The 18114-nt window shown below is 47.5% G+C and carries 13 protein-coding genes and 1 other RNA gene; 8 read left to right on the top strand and 6 right to left on the bottom strand.

All coding sequences use genetic code 11. The features are described 5' to 3' along the window. Window positions 1-117: 117 nt before the first annotated feature. The 3 genes from H6626_12690 (at window position 118) to H6626_12680 (ending at window position 7398) form a co-directional block, all read left to right on the top strand. Entirely contained in the window at window positions 118-2319 is a 2202-nt protein-coding gene (locus H6626_12690) for an Ig-like domain-containing protein (protein USN47033.1), read from the top strand. A 133-nt stretch (window positions 2320-2452) separates the two neighbouring features. Continuing rightward, complete coding sequence (locus H6626_12685; GenBank protein USN47032.1) at window positions 2453-4951, top strand: fibronectin type III domain-containing protein; 2499 nt, start codon at window positions 2453-2455, stop codon at window positions 4949-4951. A 74-nt stretch (window positions 4952-5025) separates the two neighbouring features. Further along, window positions 5026-7398 carry a fibronectin type III domain-containing protein gene (locus H6626_12680; GenBank protein USN47031.1) on the top strand — a complete coding sequence of 791 codons (2373 nt, stop codon included), beginning with the start codon at window positions 5026-5028 and terminating at the stop codon, window positions 7396-7398. A gap of 98 nt (window positions 7399-7496) precedes the next feature. On the opposite strand, the gene H6626_12675 is transcribed toward H6626_12680, so the two are convergent. Beyond that, entirely contained in the window at window positions 7497-8519 is a 1023-nt protein-coding gene (locus tag H6626_12675; protein USN47030.1) for a tryptophan tryptophylquinone biosynthesis enzyme MauG, read from the bottom strand. A 221-nt stretch (window positions 8520-8740) separates the two neighbouring features. Between H6626_12675 and ffs the strand changes: the two genes are divergently transcribed. The 5 genes from ffs (at window position 8741) to H6626_12650 (ending at window position 12106) form a co-directional block, all read left to right on the top strand. Next, window positions 8741-8839, top strand: an RNA gene (gene ffs, locus H6626_12670) — signal recognition particle sRNA small type. A gap of 20 nt (window positions 8840-8859) precedes the next feature. Beyond that, window positions 8860-10572, top strand: coding sequence for a DNA polymerase III subunit gamma/tau (gene dnaX / locus H6626_12665; protein USN47029.1), 1713 nt, complete (start codon window positions 8860-8862; stop codon window positions 10570-10572). Beyond that, on the top strand, window positions 10569-10892 hold the full coding sequence (locus H6626_12660) for a YbaB/EbfC family nucleoid-associated protein (protein USN47028.1): 324 nt from the start codon (window positions 10569-10571) through the stop codon (window positions 10890-10892). The genes dnaX and H6626_12660 overlap by 4 nt, the downstream gene beginning before the upstream one ends. Before the next feature lie 6 nt (window positions 10893-10898). Continuing rightward, window positions 10899-11516 carry a recombination protein RecR gene (gene recR / locus H6626_12655; protein USN49036.1) on the top strand — a complete coding sequence of 206 codons (618 nt, stop codon included), beginning with the start codon at window positions 10899-10901 and terminating at the stop codon, window positions 11514-11516. Further along, window positions 11516-12106 carry a gliding-motility protein MglA gene (locus tag H6626_12650; GenBank protein USN47027.1) on the top strand — a complete coding sequence of 197 codons (591 nt, stop codon included), beginning with the start codon at window positions 11516-11518 and terminating at the stop codon, window positions 12104-12106. Before recR ends, H6626_12650 begins: the two co-directional genes overlap by 1 nt. 432 nt (window positions 12107-12538) lie before the next feature. Here H6626_12650 and H6626_12645 read toward each other — a convergent pair whose 3' ends face one another. The 5 genes from H6626_12645 to H6626_12625 form a co-directional block, all read right to left on the bottom strand. Beyond that, the gene (locus H6626_12645; GenBank protein USN47026.1) at window positions 12539-13537 is read right to left on the bottom strand and encodes a hypothetical protein; all 999 of its coding nucleotides are present in this window, start codon (window positions 13535-13537) and stop codon (window positions 12539-12541) included. After that, window positions 13497-13886, bottom strand: coding sequence for a four helix bundle protein (locus H6626_12640; GenBank protein USN47025.1), 390 nt, complete (start codon window positions 13884-13886; stop codon window positions 13497-13499). Before H6626_12640 ends, H6626_12645 begins: the two co-directional genes overlap by 41 nt. Window positions 13887-14108: 222 nt before the next feature. Beyond that, entirely contained in the window at window positions 14109-14573 is a 465-nt protein-coding gene (locus H6626_12635; GenBank protein USN47024.1) for a helix-turn-helix domain-containing protein, read from the bottom strand. A gap of 486 nt (window positions 14574-15059) precedes the next feature. After that, entirely contained in the window at window positions 15060-16568 is a 1509-nt protein-coding gene (locus H6626_12630; protein USN47023.1) for a hypothetical protein, read from the bottom strand. Between the two features lie 336 nt (window positions 16569-16904). Beyond that, window positions 16905-18038 (bottom strand): ATP-binding protein, encoded by a 1134-nt coding sequence (locus H6626_12625; GenBank protein USN47022.1) that lies wholly within the window; start codon window positions 18036-18038, stop codon window positions 16905-16907. Between the last annotated feature and the right edge of the window lie 76 nt (window positions 18039-18114).

Genomic DNA, 18114 nt, shown 5'->3' with positions numbered 1-18114 from the left:
TGAATCATCTTGAGACAATGCACTGGTTTAATTAGGACCTTCAGACCAACTCTGCTATCATTTTAAGTGGAGCTGAATGGAGAATAGGGAATTCACCATTTAAGAGGGGTTTAACAAATGCGAGTTGCTGTACGTTTTTCGATCGCAATGTTAGTTTTTTTATTTTTAGTCGGTTGCAAGCTTGAAACCAAGCTCACTGGAGACTTTTCTAAAAATCCATCTTCCTTGCCGGGTGACGTCCCTGATGCTCCACAGGCGCCTGCCGAACCCCTCACCATTTCTTTATCATCCGACGGCTCAGGCTCAAATCTTTCAAACTTTGACCTCGATTTATTTGAAAATTTAGAAATCTACGCATTTTATCAATCCGCTCCTGATGAGAAAATAAACGTGCCCGTCTCGTGGATACTTGATGGCAGTATCGGTAACTTAAATATTCAAAGTGGCGGCAAGAGCGCCGTGTTTACAGCCTCCCAATCTGGATCAGGGCAAATATCTGTGAGCTATCAAGGCCACACTCAGATCATTCAAGTCACTGTGAACGTAAATTCGCCACCTACTGCCGGCAATCAAAAAGCCATCGTGGAAGTGAATTCTCTCGGGCAGGATATCAACTTGTTGGTTAATGCCTCAGATCCCAACGGTGACACAGTGGTGGTTGAAACTGTAAACGCTCCGAGCCACGGGCAATTTGTGGATCAGGGTAACAATGTCTACAAATACATTCCTGATGCCAGTTACGTGGGCCCCGACGCTATCACTTTTGTAGTTAACGATGGCAAAGGTGAAACAGCAAATGGAGAGATTCTATTTTATGTGGCAAGCCCGTTGACATGGACGGGCGCTGCGGGCTCAGGGGTTTGGTCTGACACTGAAAACTGGTGCGGCTCTGTTGTTGCAGGGGCCTGTACTGGTGGGGTGAAGCCAAACAGTAGCAGCGATGTCTATATCTTTTCAATTTGTGAAAATAACTGTGATATTCAAGTTGATGAATCAGTTGATGTGACAAGCATTCAAGTGCTCGCTGACTATGAAGGGCAAATCACTCAAAATTCGGGCCGAACCATCACTGCCACTTCGTATTCTCAAAAGAGCGGAAGTTTTGTGGGTGGCGACTCGGAAATTCGAATTAACGGTAACTTTATATTGGGAGGAGATGCCCAGTTTCAATCCACGACTCACCGTTTATTTCAATACTCTTCGTGCAAAACTTCGAACTTCAATGTGGAAAATGGCGCAAGTTTTAACCACAACAACAGCCTTGTCGAGTTTTATGTATATGCCAACTACTGTGGCGCTGAGATTAAAGTGAATCTAGGCCAAGAAACTTCATTTTATAACGTTATCTTTCGAACAAACGGCCACTACTCGTACACGCTTAATCTAGACATTCTAGGGCAGCCGTTAAACGTGGTAAATTCCTATCAGCAACTTGGGTCAGACGCTGGTTCAAATGCCGGCTTAAAAACCGGTCGCATAAAAATTCAAAAAGACTTTCATATGGAGTATAGCAGTGGCGGCAATGGTCAAATTGAGTTTATTGGGGCCGCCAACCAAGAGTATTCGGCTTTAGGGGCTCGTGCCCCCTTTGTGATCGTCAATAAGCCCTCAGGCACACTTAGTCCGGCTGCCGGCACGAGTAGCGTTGAAGCCGAAGGGCTTGTGGTTTCAAGCGGTACTTTTGTTGCGCCCACTGGTACGCTTACGGTGGGTGGATTTTGTCGAAACTCTAGTTTTACGGTGTCGCCTTCCGCGCAGTTTCAGCATAATAACGGCACCCTACGAATTCGTTCGTACACCAGCTATTGTGCTTCAAGTAGCAGCATAGACGTGGACGGCAGCCTTGATCTCAACAATTTAATTATTACAGCTGATGGGTATCACGCAAACTCCAGCTCTTGGACCCTTCAGTCTGGCGATGAACTGAATGTTCTTGGTAACTTCGCCTATGGTTCTGCCGGATCAGCATCAAAAATTTACCTTTATGGCTCTACAATCAATGTTGAAGGCGATGTGGATATTTATGACACCGCCAGAAATGGCTCTACGTTGATCAATCTGACCGGCTCGAATCAAGTATTTCGCCTCAATGGTGGCATTATGCCTGGACCTTTTGCAATTAACTCATCCGGCACCGTGCAGGCAGGCACTCATCTTAGCTTCAATAGCTCTAGTTTGACCCTTCAGTCTGGTATTTTTGACCTCATGGGTTTTAGTGCCTCAAATATCAATTCACTTAGCCTCTATGGTACGAGCAGCGTCAACCTGAATGGGGGCAGCATTTCATATGTGAGCTGTGGTGCCGGTAGCTGCCCTTAGTCGGAGAATCCCTGTAGTGCTAAACCCTGGAGTTTAGCTAGTTTGCTGCTGACACTGGAAAGTCAAAATCACTAGCGATATCGCGGCGACAAAAGTATATTATTTGTAGGGCGTTTTTTTGAGGGGAGACGTTTTGGTTTTAAGAAATCGATCAAAAAAAGTTTTACGCTACAGACCCACTGGTGCTCGCCTGGTAGGCATGGCGCTGGCACTAGTTTCCGTTAGTTTCTTGCTTTCGTCCTGTCAGCTTGGCGATAATCGAATCAGTGGCCGCTATAAAAGCATCGGCTCAACCACCGACCTACCTTTGCCTGCGTCACCCGCCTGGATCACGGCTACTGTGGACAATGAATCCGCAATTACTCTAAGTTGGGCCCCTGCACAAGGTGCCGACGATTATATCATCGCTTATCAAATTGGAAATACTCCACCGGCCGATTGTGAATCAGGCACTTTGGTATTGAGTTCACAAATAACCGGAACAAGTTATCAGGTGACTGGTCTTGTTGAAGACAGTACTTATTCATTTCTCGTTTGCTCCGTAAATGCCGATGGTGTTTTCGATTCCTCTGGCGGCACAGCAGCAGAGGCGACGCCAACCTACTGTAGCCCTTCCCGCACCAACAACAGTCCATATGCCAACTCAGGAGAGGCCGGAGGTACGGGACTCGACTCAAGTACAGCATTTGGCATATGTACAGCTACTCAACTCAATGCCGTTGGCACAAACTCAACAGACTACGACAAATTTTTTGAGTTAAGAGCCGACATCAACATGAAAACGATCAGTGGCGCTGACTTTAATATTATTGGTGACTTGTTCACTCCGTTTACCGGCCAGTTTAATGGACGCAACCATGTAATCAAAAACCTTTCTGTGTTTATTGGTGGAGACAATGCCGGCTTATTCGGGCGAACTGACAACGCATATATACAAAAGTTGCATTTGGTGAACGCCTCTGTAAAGGGGGCAAACAACGTAGGTCTTCTTGTCGGACAAAGCGGAAACGTAACTACAATCCGCCAAGTGTCTGTTCACGGTGTTGTTCGCGGTGGCTCAGGCAACATTGGCGGGCTCGTTGGAAGGCATACCGGGGGCGGCACAATTAAAGACTGCTCAGCTCATGCAGACGTCTTTGTAATATTACCCACCTTTCCCGTGGGTGGCCTTGTGGGATACGCCTCTGCCAACATTGATAATTGCCTTGCCATAGGAAGCATCCAATCTGAAACTAGCGGTACTGGTGATGTCGGTGGAATTGTGGGCGAACTCGACGGAGCACGACTGAATCAATCTTTTTCTATAATGAACATTCTAGTGGAAACAAGCAGCTCTGCGGTCACCCCTACCATAGGACTTATAAATGGAGGCCTAACAAATTTGGTGTTTTTTGATACCCAGTCCTCGTGTACAAACGCTGGAGCTGGGTCATGCACGTTTGTGGGTAGTGGGCCACAAGGCAATACGACCTATGGTATAGATACTTCGGTTCAACCAGGGTACTTTTTTGACAAAACCAATAGTCCCATGAATGCATGGGACTTTGAGGGAGAATCCGTTTTTGGTACTGATGACTTATGGCAAGAGTACACAAACGGCCCCCCCGTGTTTTCAGCCCTCGGCGGCCCCACCTCTTCGACCTACTGCTGGGAAAATGCTCGATCTACAAATACTCCATATGCCAACTCCGGCGAGGCTGGCATTAACGGGTTAACAGAACCTACAGCTTATTCTATTTGTTCTGTGGGTCAGTGGTACCTATTTACGCAACAGCCTGGCTGGAGCTCGACTCACATTAAACTACAAAATCACATGAACTTTTCTCACTGGACTGGTAACGACTATACGCCCGTTGGAAATAGTACAGTTCAAGCAGCTACAAAGCTACATGGTCAAGGTTTTAGTATTTTGAACCTCTCAATTGAGAGCGCTACAACTTACGTTGGGCTTTTTGGATACATCACATCCAATGCAGAGATTAATGATCTTCATTTGGAGAACGTAAATATAAAAGGCAGTCAAAATGTCGGGGGGCTCGTGGCCTACTCTAATTTTTCTTCTACGATCAATCGGTCTTCTGTTAGTGGATTCGTGGGCGGCACTGGCGCGAATCAAGACTTTATTGGCGGTCTAATCGGGAGGGGGCAGGCGGGCAGCTCTATAAATGACTGCTATTCGAATGTTCAAATTGAGGCCACGGGTTCTGACCATGGCGGCTTAGCTGGTGATTTTGGAGGACTTGGGGCTAGTCCGATCCATCGCAGCTACTCGACGGGCACAATTACTTCCAGTGGAATGTCCGGCGGAATAGTTGGTATCGGGCTTATCGGGTGGTCGGTTCATGATAGTTTTTCGTTAGTACAAATTCAAGGTACGTCGGGGGTTGGGCCCATAGCTGGCGGGGGAGTATCGCCAGCAACAAATACTGTTAATAGTTTTTTTGACACTTCTCGAACCTGCCTGGACACCGCGGGTTCTTGTAACACTTACGGCACGGGCATTGATGGACCCACCCAGCCTCAATATTTTTTTGATAAAACCAACGCTCCTCTGGATTCATGGGACTTTGATACCGTGTGGAAAGAGGTTCCGGGCGAATTACCGGAGTTAAGAAACAAAAGAGAACTGTAACAGGGGTAAAGCATTTGATTCTCATCTGCAACCGACCTAAGTTTTTGTCAGCGAGGGCCCTCTGGACCTGCGTGGTGCTGAGTCTGCTAGCAACTGCTGGGTGCCAACTCGGTGACAACAGAATCAAAGGGGCCATTCGATCTTCTGGACCTGGTGTGACCCTTGATGTGCAAATCTCATCCGCACTCAATGACGAAGTGCAAATGAGTTGGACAGCTCAAACAAATGTTTCTGGGTACAATGTTTATTATGCGTCAGGGTCGGCAACTGCTCCGGAATGTGGACAAGGCACATTGGCTGCTGGCAGTCCATTTTCTTCAAATAGTGCCACCATCGGAGGACTTTCAGCAAAAGTTGAATATGCTTTTGCTGTTTGTCCTGTAGGAATGGACGTCCGTGGCAATCAGTCAGTAACTACTTTGCCGGCGCTCAACAACAACATTGTCTATGTGGGCAACAGCAACTGGAATGATTTTGTTCGAAACAACGGAAGTGATCTCTATGATGCGGACAACACTCCATGTGATGGCACGGAGTCTGGTGATTATCTTTCGGCGCTCTGTATTCATGGAGCTGAAATTCGTAAATTCACGTCCAGTGACCTGGGTTCATCTTGTTCTGGGTATACCATTGAGGACTCTGCGAATGCCTTTAATTGGATTTGTGATGAATCTACTTCGCCGGTCACATTATATACCTCGGGCCTGAAGGAAGGTAAGGGCTTGCGTGATCTTGTGACCGCCTCGGGATTTCGACCCCTTCGTGTCATTGTCACTCAAAATCAAGTGCCTGTGTTTTCTTCCTCCCTTGAAACTTGGTGGACTAATACGGTGACGGCTCTTCCGACCGGCAACGCCGATCTCGACCAGGCCAGCACAGTTTATGTACTCGAGACATCACGAGCCGATACGGGTCATGCTATTACCGCTGACAAAGTGGCTGTGGTGACCTTAGATCAGGCCCAACTCAGCGCAGGAGCTACAAACATACTGTCTGGCAACAATCGAGCTTTTTTATGGATTGAAGGTGATTATGGATCGTCTGATGATACGGCTTTAAATTTTGACTCAATAAAACTATCCAACTTGAGAAATGTCACCGTGACTAATATTACCACTAATCATGGCATTCAAGTTACCAACTCCGCCTCTATTTTTGCCAAGGGTATTGTAGTTGATACTGTGGCTGACCGTGGTTTATTCTTTACGCCGGAATATTCAGTGGCCGAGGATATCACTATATCAAACACGGCCTACGGTCTATACGTATCAGACTTTTTTTGGGGGACTGCTGACTATTCTCGATTTCACAACATTAAGAGTTATAATGCCTCACTCGCTCATATTAGCATTTCTGGCGGTGACGGTACCCAATTTTCAAACGTTGACCTGTCCTACGGCGCTGGGTCCGGCATCGATATTACTTCGTCGTCAATACCGCCGATATCGTTTAATGACTTGAAAATCCAAAATGTCGGAAACCATTGCATGTATTATTTAGGTGCGTACATGACTATCACCAACGCCATCGTTGCAAATTGCTTGGATTTTTATTTCGGTGCAGGCGCTTTTGGTTTTGTTGGGATCAATTTGGTGATCGCAAACACCAGTGTCAGTAATATAAGGATGCATCAGGGGTATCAAAACTCAATGGTTAATGTGATACTCCCTAACAGTGGGGGCATTGAACTGTTTCATACCAATCACAATAACACTCGCCTCGGCCAAATCGCATTTGACGGACAATACTACATCTTTGCCGGAGCTCGCGACGTCACATTCTTTGACAACTTACTCTTAGGATCTGGTGCTAGCTGTTTGTGGGGCACCGGCGGTGCCGCTCCCGGCGTTAATGCCGGACTTGCTGATGCCACTTGCGCCAACTCAGGCACCAGCACCGCTAATCATGTTTCTGTGGGCCCTCTTATGGATTCTTTTATTGGAATGAATGTCGACGACAGCCATTACCCACAGGCCACCTCTGGACAGCTCGCAAGAGACAACATAACGGCCGCGCCTGAGTTTGATAGTTGGTATCGGACATGGGGTGATTCTGTAAACTCTGGCCCATGTACCACCGGCGAGACGTGTGCTATTTTTGACTGGAGTCTTAAGGCATCTGATCTTGTTCTTCGTAACACAACAAACAATGGTTCATCACAAAATGCAGCCTTTGTCGCAGGCGCCCCCTGCCCTCCGGCTGTAGATGGTAATCGAACTTTTACTGATCCCGCGACGAGAACATTTTTGATCAATGCCACAGAGATCATTGACGACAGTCTCGGCAATGACAACGGCCTTTGCGAAACTAATGAAGCTTGTATTTACTCACCTAACTATGGGGTTTATCAGGGACATGGCGACTATCTCAGCAACGGCACTTGTACTTTTCAAGACGGCACCGTGACCGGGGTACAAATGTATGCCTACCCCATTAACGGCATCTAAACTCCACAATACATTAGCCCGGCTCTTGAAGACCCTAGCGCTAAAGTATTTTTAGATTCAGTGTTTTGTAAAGGCTCATAGCGATAACGCCGCCCAGACTACTCACCGCAAGGTTTTGGCGACAAGGTCTTTAAAAACTCAATCATCACCTGTTTTTGATGTTGATTTAGATTAAGTGGCCGCACATCTCTTGCGTGAGATGGGCGCCTGACCACTTGGCCTTCGTCATCTAAAACAGAGCCTCCCCGGCTGTAATGATCCATTACATCATCAAGGGTGGCCAGTGAGCCGTCATGCATATATGGGGCCCGACAGGCCACATCCCAAAGAGTGGGGGTTTTAAATGCAAACTGATAGGTTATATTTACAGGATCTGCTTTTTCTTTTTCTGTGAGCTGAGTCCACCGGCCCCTATCGGGATTGCCCTCTCTGAGAGGCAAGCCAATGTCGTGAAAATCTCCGTCTGAAAAAGACGTTAAAAACCTGTTTTTACCTGCTGGAAATCTTTGGCCTATAGAATGACATTTTGCACATTTAAAGTTCGGACTTTGAAACATCCGAAAGCCCATTTGCGCCATGTGATTGATCGCACCGTCATCTCCGGCAAGCCACCTCTCGTAAGGTGTCTCTTCAGGTACAAGGGTGCGCTGAAAAGCCGCTAGAGCCTTAAAAATTTTGTTTGCTGTAATACCTTTATTGGGATCATTAAAAAGATGTGCAAAAGCGTCTTGATAAGTGGGATCTTCATCGAGCTCCACTAGAAGTTCATCTAAATTTTGGTTCATTTCACCAGCACTGGTGATGGGTCCCTTGGCCTGTTCTTCCAGTGTGCTGGCTCTTCCATCCCAAAAAAATGTCTGCTGCCAGGCGGCTCCCCAAAGAGTGGGCGTTCGCCTTGGAAGTTGGTTGCGGCCCGAACCAAACCCCAGAGGCAAAGGCTCTGTCCATGAATACCGTTGCTGATGACAAGTGGCGCAGGCCATGGCGTTGTTACCTGAGAGTCGCGTATCAAAAAAAAGCCGCTCACCTAGAGATCGAAGGTCGGTAAGAGGCTCGTTGGCCTGAGCAAAAAATCCTGTAAACCCCAAAGCAATAAATAGCAAAAACCGACATAACCCCATGGATCCCCCCACTCGGCTTTGAATTTGAATGTGTTCTTAAGAAACACAGACGCTACTTTTTACCACCCCTTTTAGGCAACTCGTATTCTCAGAAAGCGCCCATCTGGAGGCCACCCCTTAGGATAATGGCGACATTATGCGCCGCATTTAAGGCTTTACGGACAATTTTGTACAACTTATGGTGGCGCTCATGAGGTCATTATTATACTTTGGCCTCTTGGGGCCGGGTCCCGTACAATAGCAGCCCGAGCCAATCCCGCCAGGTCCGGAAGGAAGCAACGGTAACTTGAGCTCTATGTGATACGGGGTGCCTGGCCACTTTTTTATGGGAGTATAAAAGGTGTCGTACCAGGTCATTGCCCGTAAGTGGCGCCCAAAATCTTTTGCTGATGTTGTGGGACAATCTCACATCAGTCAAACGTTGACCAACGCCCTTCGCAACAATCGCCTCCCCCATGCTCTGCTTTTTACCGGCCCACGGGGTACAGGTAAAACATCATCCGCTCGTATTCTTGCCATGTCGCTTCGGTGCCCTGAGGCTAAAGACTTTGTGCCCTGTGGTCAGTGCAGTGAGTGTTTAGATATTTCTAACGGCCGCAGTATAGACGTGATTGAAGTGGATGGTGCCAGCAACAATGGCGTGGATGCCATTCGAGAACTGCGCGATACCGTAAGCTATATGCCCTCATCCGGGCGCTACAAAGTTTATATTATCGACGAAGTGCATATGCTCTCGACCAGTGCCTTTAATGCTCTTCTTAAAACATTAGAAGAACCCCCGGAGCATGTGATTTTTGTCATGGCCACCACAGAAGTGCACAAAATACCCAACACTATTTTGTCTCGCTGTCAGCGCTTTGATTTTCGTCGCATATCTATTCGCTCCATTGCAGAGCACTTAAAGACAATTTGTGAAAGTGAAAATATCACGGCCGACGAAGAAGCCCTTTGGATGGTGGCCCGACAAGGCGACGGCTCTATGCGTGACAGCCAAAGCCTGCTTGATCAAGTAATTACTTTTTCTGAAGGCGCCATCACTTTACAAAAAGTTGTAGATGTTCTTGGCCTGACAGACAGACAACTTCTTATTAAAACAATACAAGGGCTCGTTGATCGAGATGTCACCTCTGTGGTTGCGGTGATTCAAGATATTTTTGCTGCTGGGTATGATCCGAAAATTTACATGCAAGATCTGCTTGAAGAGCTTCGCCATCTTTTGATGGTCAAAATTGCACCCGAACAAAGTGCCCAACTGATTGACCTCTCTGAGGCTGAAATTGAGCGGCTTAAAGAACTTAGTGCTGAGTTATCAAATGAAGATGTGCATTTGCTGTTTGATATGGCCCTAAAGGGAGCCAACGACATCCCACGCTCGCAAGAACCGCGCGTGGTCTTAGAAATGCTTCTTTTGCGTATGGCAGAAGCTCCCCGCATTGCGAGTTTAAAAAATTTAGTGGTCAACCCGGCTCCGCCAGTGAACACAAGTTCACCGTCAACAGCTTCGGTGACATTGACAAAATCGGCCACCACCTCGACAGTAAAAACAAACACTGGGCCCACGGCCCCTCGTGAGGCGGTGACCCCGCCTGCAATGCCAGAAGACGCCTCTCCTCCCGCTATCAGTGATGTTGCAAGCACGCCGCAGGGGCCCGCACAACCTCAAGAGGAGTGGCTCCATCTTGTAAAGCAAATTAAAAACACCAATGGCATTATAGGCGCAAAACTTGAGCATGCTTATTTTGTCGGTTACGAAAAACAAAAGCTCACCATTGGCATTCCCCCAAAAATGAAGTTCATCTTTGAACAGCTCAATGAAAAAGAAAATCTGTTGAAACTTAGAAACTACCTATCTACCTTTTGGGGGCCCGGTCACAGTGTGGAGGTGCAACTGGGGCGAGAAGAAGAAAAGCAATTCACACCAAATGCCATAGCGCAACGACAAGAAGAAGAACGACAACAAGAGGTGCGGCGACAAGTGGAAAGCCACCCTTTTGTAAAATCAGTGCAAAGTATTTTTAAATCAGAAATTCAAGCCATTAAGGAGCTATCATGAAGGGTTTTGGCGGCGGCATGCAACAGTTGATGAGACAGGCCAATCAGATGCAAAATAAAATGAAGAAGTTGCAAGAAGAACTGGCCACACGTGAGTTCGAAGGCACCTCTGGCGGTGGCGCCGTAACCATTAAGGTTTCTGGCCAAAATAAACTGACCGCCGTAACGATTCAGCCGGATGTTCTTGAAGCTGGCGATGTGGAGATGTTGCAAGACCTTATTATGACAGCCACGAATGATGCCCTTTCTGTGGCCAAAGAAACCTCTGACAAAGAAATGAGTAAAATCACCGGCGGCGTGGGCTTGCCCGGAATGTTTTAATCCATGATTTTACATGTGCCTTCTCTTGAAAAGTTAGTGCATGAGCTCAATAAACTGCCAGGTATTGGGCCAAAAACAGCGCAGCGGCTGTCGTATTTTATTTTGCAAAAAAAAGACGACTTTATTGGCGAGCTTTCAGAAGCGCTGCAGCAAGTTAGAGATCGTGTGCACGAATGCCCCAGTTGTTTTTCTTATACAGAAGAAAGTGGTCTTTGCCATTACTGCACCGATGTTCATCGCAACGATGATTTATTGTGCGTGGTGGAAGAACCATCGGATATCGCTCGCATAGACGCTTCTGGCGCTTTTAGGGGCCGCTATCATGTCTTGCATGGAGCGCTTTCTCCACTTGATGGCATCACACCAAGTGATCTTAAAATTGTGCCTTTACTTGATCGCATTAAAGAGGGGCTTGCTGGAGATCGCCCTGCCATTCGAGAAGTGATTTTAGCTCTCGATGCTGATTTAGAGGGTGACACCACCGTGCTATATCTTGCTAAAGTACTAAGAGAGATGGGGATTAAAGTCACCCGCATCGCCCATGGTGTTCCCATTGGCGGTGATATAGACTATATTGACAACAGAACCTTGGGGCGGGCCCTAGAAAATAGGATTCAGATTTAATGTCGTTTATCAATTACAATGCCAAAGAGATTCATTGCAAACTGGTGTACTACGGACCATCTCTTGGTGGAAAAACGACCAATCTTCAGTGGGTTTACCATAAAACCACTGAACAAGATAAATCAGACCTTGTTGAACTTCCCACAGATGTAGAGCGAACTATCTTTTTTGATTTTCTGCCGCTGAACGTGGGCGATATTCGCGGATTCAAAACTCGATTTCACTTATATACGGTCCCGGGTCAGGTGGTTTACGACGCCAGCCGAAAGCTCATATTAAAAGGCCTTGATGGCGTCATCTTCGTGGCTGATTCCCAAGCCGAGCGCATGGAAGAAAACATCCAGTCATTAAAGAACCTTGAAAAGAATCTTGAACAACAAGGTTACGACATCAACGAAATCCCGTTAGTTATTCAGTACAACAAACGAGATTTGCCTAATGCTCTGCCCATTGCTGAGCTGAGAAAGTCTTTAAATAAATACAACGCCCCCGACTTTGAAGCCTCTGCCCGTGAGGGAAAGGGAGTTTTTGAGTCGTTTAAGACGGCGGCAAAGTCCATTATCACTGTTCTTAAGGGCGGCGATCTTTAAAATTTAGGCTTCGGTTGATTTTGTCAGTGGAATGGCGGGAAACGTTGATTTGTTTTCAAACAAAGCACGAGTCAAATATTGTCAAATTGTCGCATGATTCGGACCCCCTGGGGGCGCAAACCCCCAGGGTCAGCCCAGGCCAAGGCCCCGAAGTGCCTTGGGGTGAGGTGGACCGCCAAGATCACACCTCTTTGGCGTGGCCAATACCAAAAATTGCTATCGACTTCTTGCACGCTGATTCCCATTTTCCCCAAGTCTGCCAGGCCGGGCGGCGAAAACCGGCAGCGGAACCCGATGTTGTTGTTCGAGTTCGCCGGCCCATTGTTCAAGTTCGCGTTGAACACGCCCGAATTGGTTCCATTGTTCCAGTTGCCACCGCGAAGAACGGCGCCCGCGGAGCACCATTGAACCACATGCCCAGGGACCTCAGCCTCAATTCAACTTCGACCAAGCGCCATATGACATCTCAACCTGTGCTCGATAGCTTGGCCTCAATCCTCCTTTTTCCAAACCTGTGATCTTTTTCTTAAACCGCTTCACATTTCGCCGCAAAGGTGAGGCTCCATCATGACCGAGTAAATACCCAAGAAAGGGTATGGAATCGCTTCCTAGAGGCATCCTTTTGCTTATTGGAATCTTTAACCCTAGCATCCCCTCAGCGACATCGATATATTTTTCAGCCGCATCTAACACTCTTGCTTTGCACGAACCCAAAAATACAGCATCGTCCATGTAACGAACATAATAGGTCTGCTCGTGTTTTAAGTAGTCTTTGCCTCGCCAATAATCGATACCCAAACTATCAATGGCGGATCTATCAGCAGGCATCAAATAAAAATTAGCAAAGAGTTGGCTTGTAAGATTGCCAATCGGAATCCCTCGGCGATCTTTTGAAAATTCCTTGTGTGACGCCAGTAGCGTGGCCAACAACTCCGCCAGCGAATCATCTGGAAGAACCTCGTATAACTGCCGCAACAGAGTCCGGTGATCAATAGAATGAAAATAGCTACTCACGTCCAGCTTTATGGCAAACCTTTTTGGGCCAAACTTTTTGAGTGCGGCAAAGAGATCTTGGGCGGCTCGGCGATTGCCCTTGCCACGCCGGCAGGCAAACACGCAATCTGACAACAAAGGGTCAATAATCGGCTCGACGATCTGATGAATAGCATGGTGAACCACCCGATCCATAAATGGCGCCGACATAATCAAACGCTTCTTAGGGTCATGCACATAAAACGATCGATATTCCTGCCACGAAAATTCATTCTTTAGAAGGCTCTTTCTGATTTGATGTAAACGCTCACCTATACAATAAAGAGATTCATGGAAGCCCTTTGACTGGCGCTTGCCTCTTGCACAAGAATTGAATGCTAGAAGCAGATTCTCAAAATTAGACACCCGATCTAATAGTTTTAGGCTTGTTTTCACCATTTCGTTGCCCCCTTTCATGCCGAATAAAACCGCCAATTTCCCGACCAATTTCTGAAGTGAGAACACTGATGTCATGATACATCCCCGCAGAAAATACTCTAAGATCACAGCTCATTTGACATAAAATCCGGATTTCATCCAATGCGTGGGAAGCCTGTTGCAATTTTTTGAACCGCGTTGAACCTTTTAACAAACAAGCCTCTCGAACAGCCACCAAAAGTGTTATGACCCCTTCTTCGAGTTTTCGGCCCAACGTTGGTCTTAAGTGCTTCGGAAAAGCCTTTGTGCGCTCAAACACAATTAACCCCAACTGATAACTGTCAGCAAATACCTTGGCCTCTTTCATCATTTGCACCGTTTTTCAATTTTTCGAATGAGCGAGGCTAGGGCTGGCAATAAATCGTCAGTCAGATGGCTAATCTCATCTTTCCAAGTCGAAGATATCCTTTTATTTGCTAAAAGCAGTGCCACGAGAGCACCAACGGTCTCGCGGGCCCCATTGTAGTGCTTGTATTTATGTTCAAATTGAAAAGAATAAAATCCGGCGCCAAGACTAGCAAGGACCTTATGTTTAAGTTTCTCTAGGTGAGGAGCTTCGTTTATAGAGTTTATCCAACGACCCGAATCGAAAATTGACTGGGCTATTTGATAACAACGAAGCTGAGATAAATGGCTCGTTGGCTCGTTGGCTCGTTGGCTCGTTGGCTCGTTGGCTCGTTGGCTCGTTGGCTCGTTGGCTCGTTGGCTCGTTGGCTCGTTGGCTCGTTGGCTCGTTGGCTCGTTGGCTCGTTGGCTCGTTGGCAAAAAAATGGTCCGCCTCGCTTTGCGAATCTGCAAGAACTTTTTTTTCAATATCAAGGCGATGACTTTGGGCAAAGGCTTGTACAGAAGCCACGTCAACGAACCACTCTTTTCCTACTTTGATGGCCGCTATTTTCCGCGCCTGAATATAATTGCGCACTTGTCTCTGCGTCAGACCCAATCGATAACTGGCTTCTCTGACAGAAATTTCTATGGCATCTGGTCTGTTTCTCACAAGCCCCCCTAAATAAACAATTTATGTTTGATAGGGCTTTGACAGCACTACTGTCAATCCACAAAATCGAGGTACAAATAATGAGCGCTGATTGTCATTTCCCCTGATTTCCGCAACAGGCTATGGAGCGTTATTACTCAATTTCCGCAGACTTCCGCAAATTTCCCCAACAAGAGGGGGTGCGCTGTTCCGCACCGCCGGTTTTTAACCTCTCATTTCCGTTGATTTCCGCAACGAGCTATTGCGCATTAGACCGATTTCCGCAAATTTCCGCAACGGACTATGCCGCGTTACCGGGACTTCCGCAATAGGCTATGGTGCGTTACCAGGTTGTCGCGCCAGTGGGCCTTACGGCCCACTAAGATGAAGAGCTTTGCGCTCACGCGCAAAGCCACCAAGGGCCAAGTGCCAAGAGTCCAAGGGCTGGCTGCCAGGCCTCCTTCTACGTAAGTGGGTGCTTAAATAAGATGTTCTGCGGCAATTGCGTTAGGGCGGCGAAAACCGGCAGCGGAACCCGATGCCGTTGAACGAGCTCGCCGGCCCATAGTACAAGCTCGCGGCGAACACGCCCGAGAAAGTGATAACGTTCCAGTAGCCACCGCGAAGAACGGCGCCCGCGGAGCTGTTAACATATCCATAGCCCAAGCCCCCCCGATTGCCCGTAGTCAGGGAGGTGTAGTCATAAAGCGGGCCAAACTGGTTTTTTGCGGTTCGTGCTGTATTGGTGGTGCCTCCACTTAACGAGTAGAGGTTGAGATGGGTGAGGTCGGTGATCAGGGAAAAGTAATTATCTGAGCCGTAGGCATTGGAGTTATTGTCTTTCACCCACTCCCATACGTTACCCGCTAAATCCCATATCACTTCGCTATTGGACAACGTGTGCGTGCGCTTTTCTGGACTCCAGCCGGCGCCCGTGCCGGGGCAGGAATCATCGATGGTGGCACTGACTTCTTGGCCCGTCCCTATACAGGCATTGGTGTCATCGCCGTCGGCCATTAGAGGCTCATTGGGTGTGCTATCAGCATGGCCGTGGTTTAACTGGTTGTTGTCTGTACCCGTATAGCCTGTGGATGCGCCACCCACTTTGTTTTCTTCCCAGTTGCTTGCCACTTGCTCGATATTTCTCGCAATGGTTTGCCACTCGTCGTTGGTGATTAAGTCATAGGTGCCGTCGGTATTGACGTCATTGTCTCGGTCTAGCTCGGCACTTTCGCTGTTTAAACTTCGACACTCATCAATGGCATGATCGCGGTCGATTTCGCGCCATGGACGCCCTTCGGGCACAGACACGGGGGTTGAGGCTTGTGGCACAACCTCCACCCAGTTATCACTCACACCCGTACAAGTACCATTTCCCGTTGTCGGGGTGGTGTCAGTATCACAACCCCAATCGTGTATCACACCACCGACATCAATCTGCACTTTTGCCTCATACTTCATCACGCAAAAATCTTCTGTTGTGTAATCAGCCAGAGCCGGCACAAGAATGTAGCCTGTGGGGCATGTGGGCGCGTTGGTCACTGTGGCTGTGGGGCTTGCACTGGATCCTGTGTCAGGCTCTTGATTGGAGTTTTCACTGGTAGCCGCAAGAATCGTAATGTCCACGGTGCCACTTCCTGTGCAGGAGGTAAGACTCACTGTCGGTGTGGGCGTTGTGGGGGCCGCAATAGAAGGTGTGGCGCAACTCACGCTGCCTGTGGCGTTCACTTGTACTTTTGCCACCGTCAGGTTGTTGCTAGTCGAATCTAAATAGGTCACCGGAAAATCAAAAGTCGTCGTCGCATCGCCACTGGCCGGCGTCGGAGCACCCACGGTCACTGTGGGCAGAGACGGATTTTGCGAGACGCCGCTATCATGAATTCTGCCGCTGATCCGATTATCGGCAAGCTGGCAAGAAAGAACTGCGGCGCTTAAGGCAATGACCACAATTTGCTGGCCCATCATGGGCAATAACGCTCTGTTTTTGGGTAACGTTCCATTTTTGTAGGACGACATTTTGCCTCCATAAGAAGAACTCCATTAATATGGATGTACTTAGTATCGGCAGTTTGGCCCTAAAACTTGACTCGTTTTTTCGATCTTTTTTAGGCTTCGGTTTATTTTGTCAGTGAAATGGCGGGAAACGTTGATTTTACTTGAAAAACTCCAGGTCTTCTTGGTGAAATTTAATGCCTCAAAATGAGAGTTACTAGTTATTTTAAGGCGTTACTATCAGGACTTTGATACTGTGAAAAACCGCCTCATAGCATGGCGCCTATTCGTCGCCTATGGCTTTTAAAAGCTGTGTAAATGAGCATTTTTGGAGCTATGCAAAGATCGACCTTCGAACACCTACAACAAAGCTTTGCTGCTTCTAAAGAAATCCTCCGCTGGCAGCAGTTGAATATCACCTTCGTGACCCGCCCGTTTGCCTCCGTAGATCACATAACACTTAGCCATCGGATAATCTGTCGAGAATTCTCGCAAGGCCAAAAAGTCATCGCGGCGCAATCTGGCGGAGCTCTTTACTTCTATGGCGACAAGGCCTTTTTTGCCGTAAAGAATTATATCTACTTCTTTCTTTTTTTGAGTCCGCCAGTAGTAGAAATCATAACCGAAATTAAAATAGTGGTTCAATGCTCGCAGCTCTTGCAGAACAAGCGTCTCAAGGGCTGAGCCAATCGCCGTTTCTGGGCTATCCAGGGGGCCTTTAGGACGAAGTGTCTGGTAGACACCTACATCAAAAAAATAAAATTTCGGATGCGCGGCCATCTCCCGCTTAGCTTTTTTTGTAAACACGGGAAGGCGAAAAGCGATCAATAAGTCCTCTAAAATTGAAAAATAGCTTTCTGCAACTTTTCTCTCTACCGAACAGTCTCGAGCTACACTTGAGATATTAAGTTGCGATCCCTGTGAGAAGCTAGCTGCTTCAAGAAAGCGGCTAAAAGCACCTAGGTTTCTGGTTAAACCCTCTTGTTGTATTTCTTCCCGCAAATAGGTCTGCACATAGCTGGCTAGATACTTTTCCGGATCAGGTTCTGTGAAGCGAGATGGTAGCATGCCAAACTGCAGCGCTTCTCCCAACACAAACTGCTCCCCGATCTCAAGGGCCGTAAAGGGAAATAGGTTGTACGTAAGCGCCCGGCCAGCCAGAAGATTAACGCCCTGACGCCGCAACTTTCTTGCACTTGAACCGGTTAGTGCAAATGTCATCTTCTTATTTTCGATGAGCCGATGGACCTCGTTGAGTAAGGCCGGGACCTTTTGCACCTCATCGATAACCACGGGCCCTGAAAACTGCCTAGGCAACAAGGACTCAAGGTCCTCGGGGTGCGCCAACAGCCTGTTAAGAGTGGCATCATCAAGCAAATCAATATAGGGGCTTTCTGGAAAATTCGCCTTTACCCAGGTGGATTTGCCCGTCCCACGCGGCCCGAATAACAAAAAACTCTTGCTTTGTTGAACACTTAGCAATCTGGAAATCATAACTCCATTTTTTCCTATATTTTGGAGTTTTGCAACCCATATTTTTTAGCCGTACAGGACACAAACTATATCAGAT

The organism is Pseudobdellovibrionaceae bacterium, assembly GCA_023898385.1.
Taxonomy (GTDB): Bacteria; Bdellovibrionota; Bdellovibrionia; order Bdellovibrionales; family UBA1609.
This window is presented reverse-complemented; position numbering and strand designations above follow the sequence as displayed.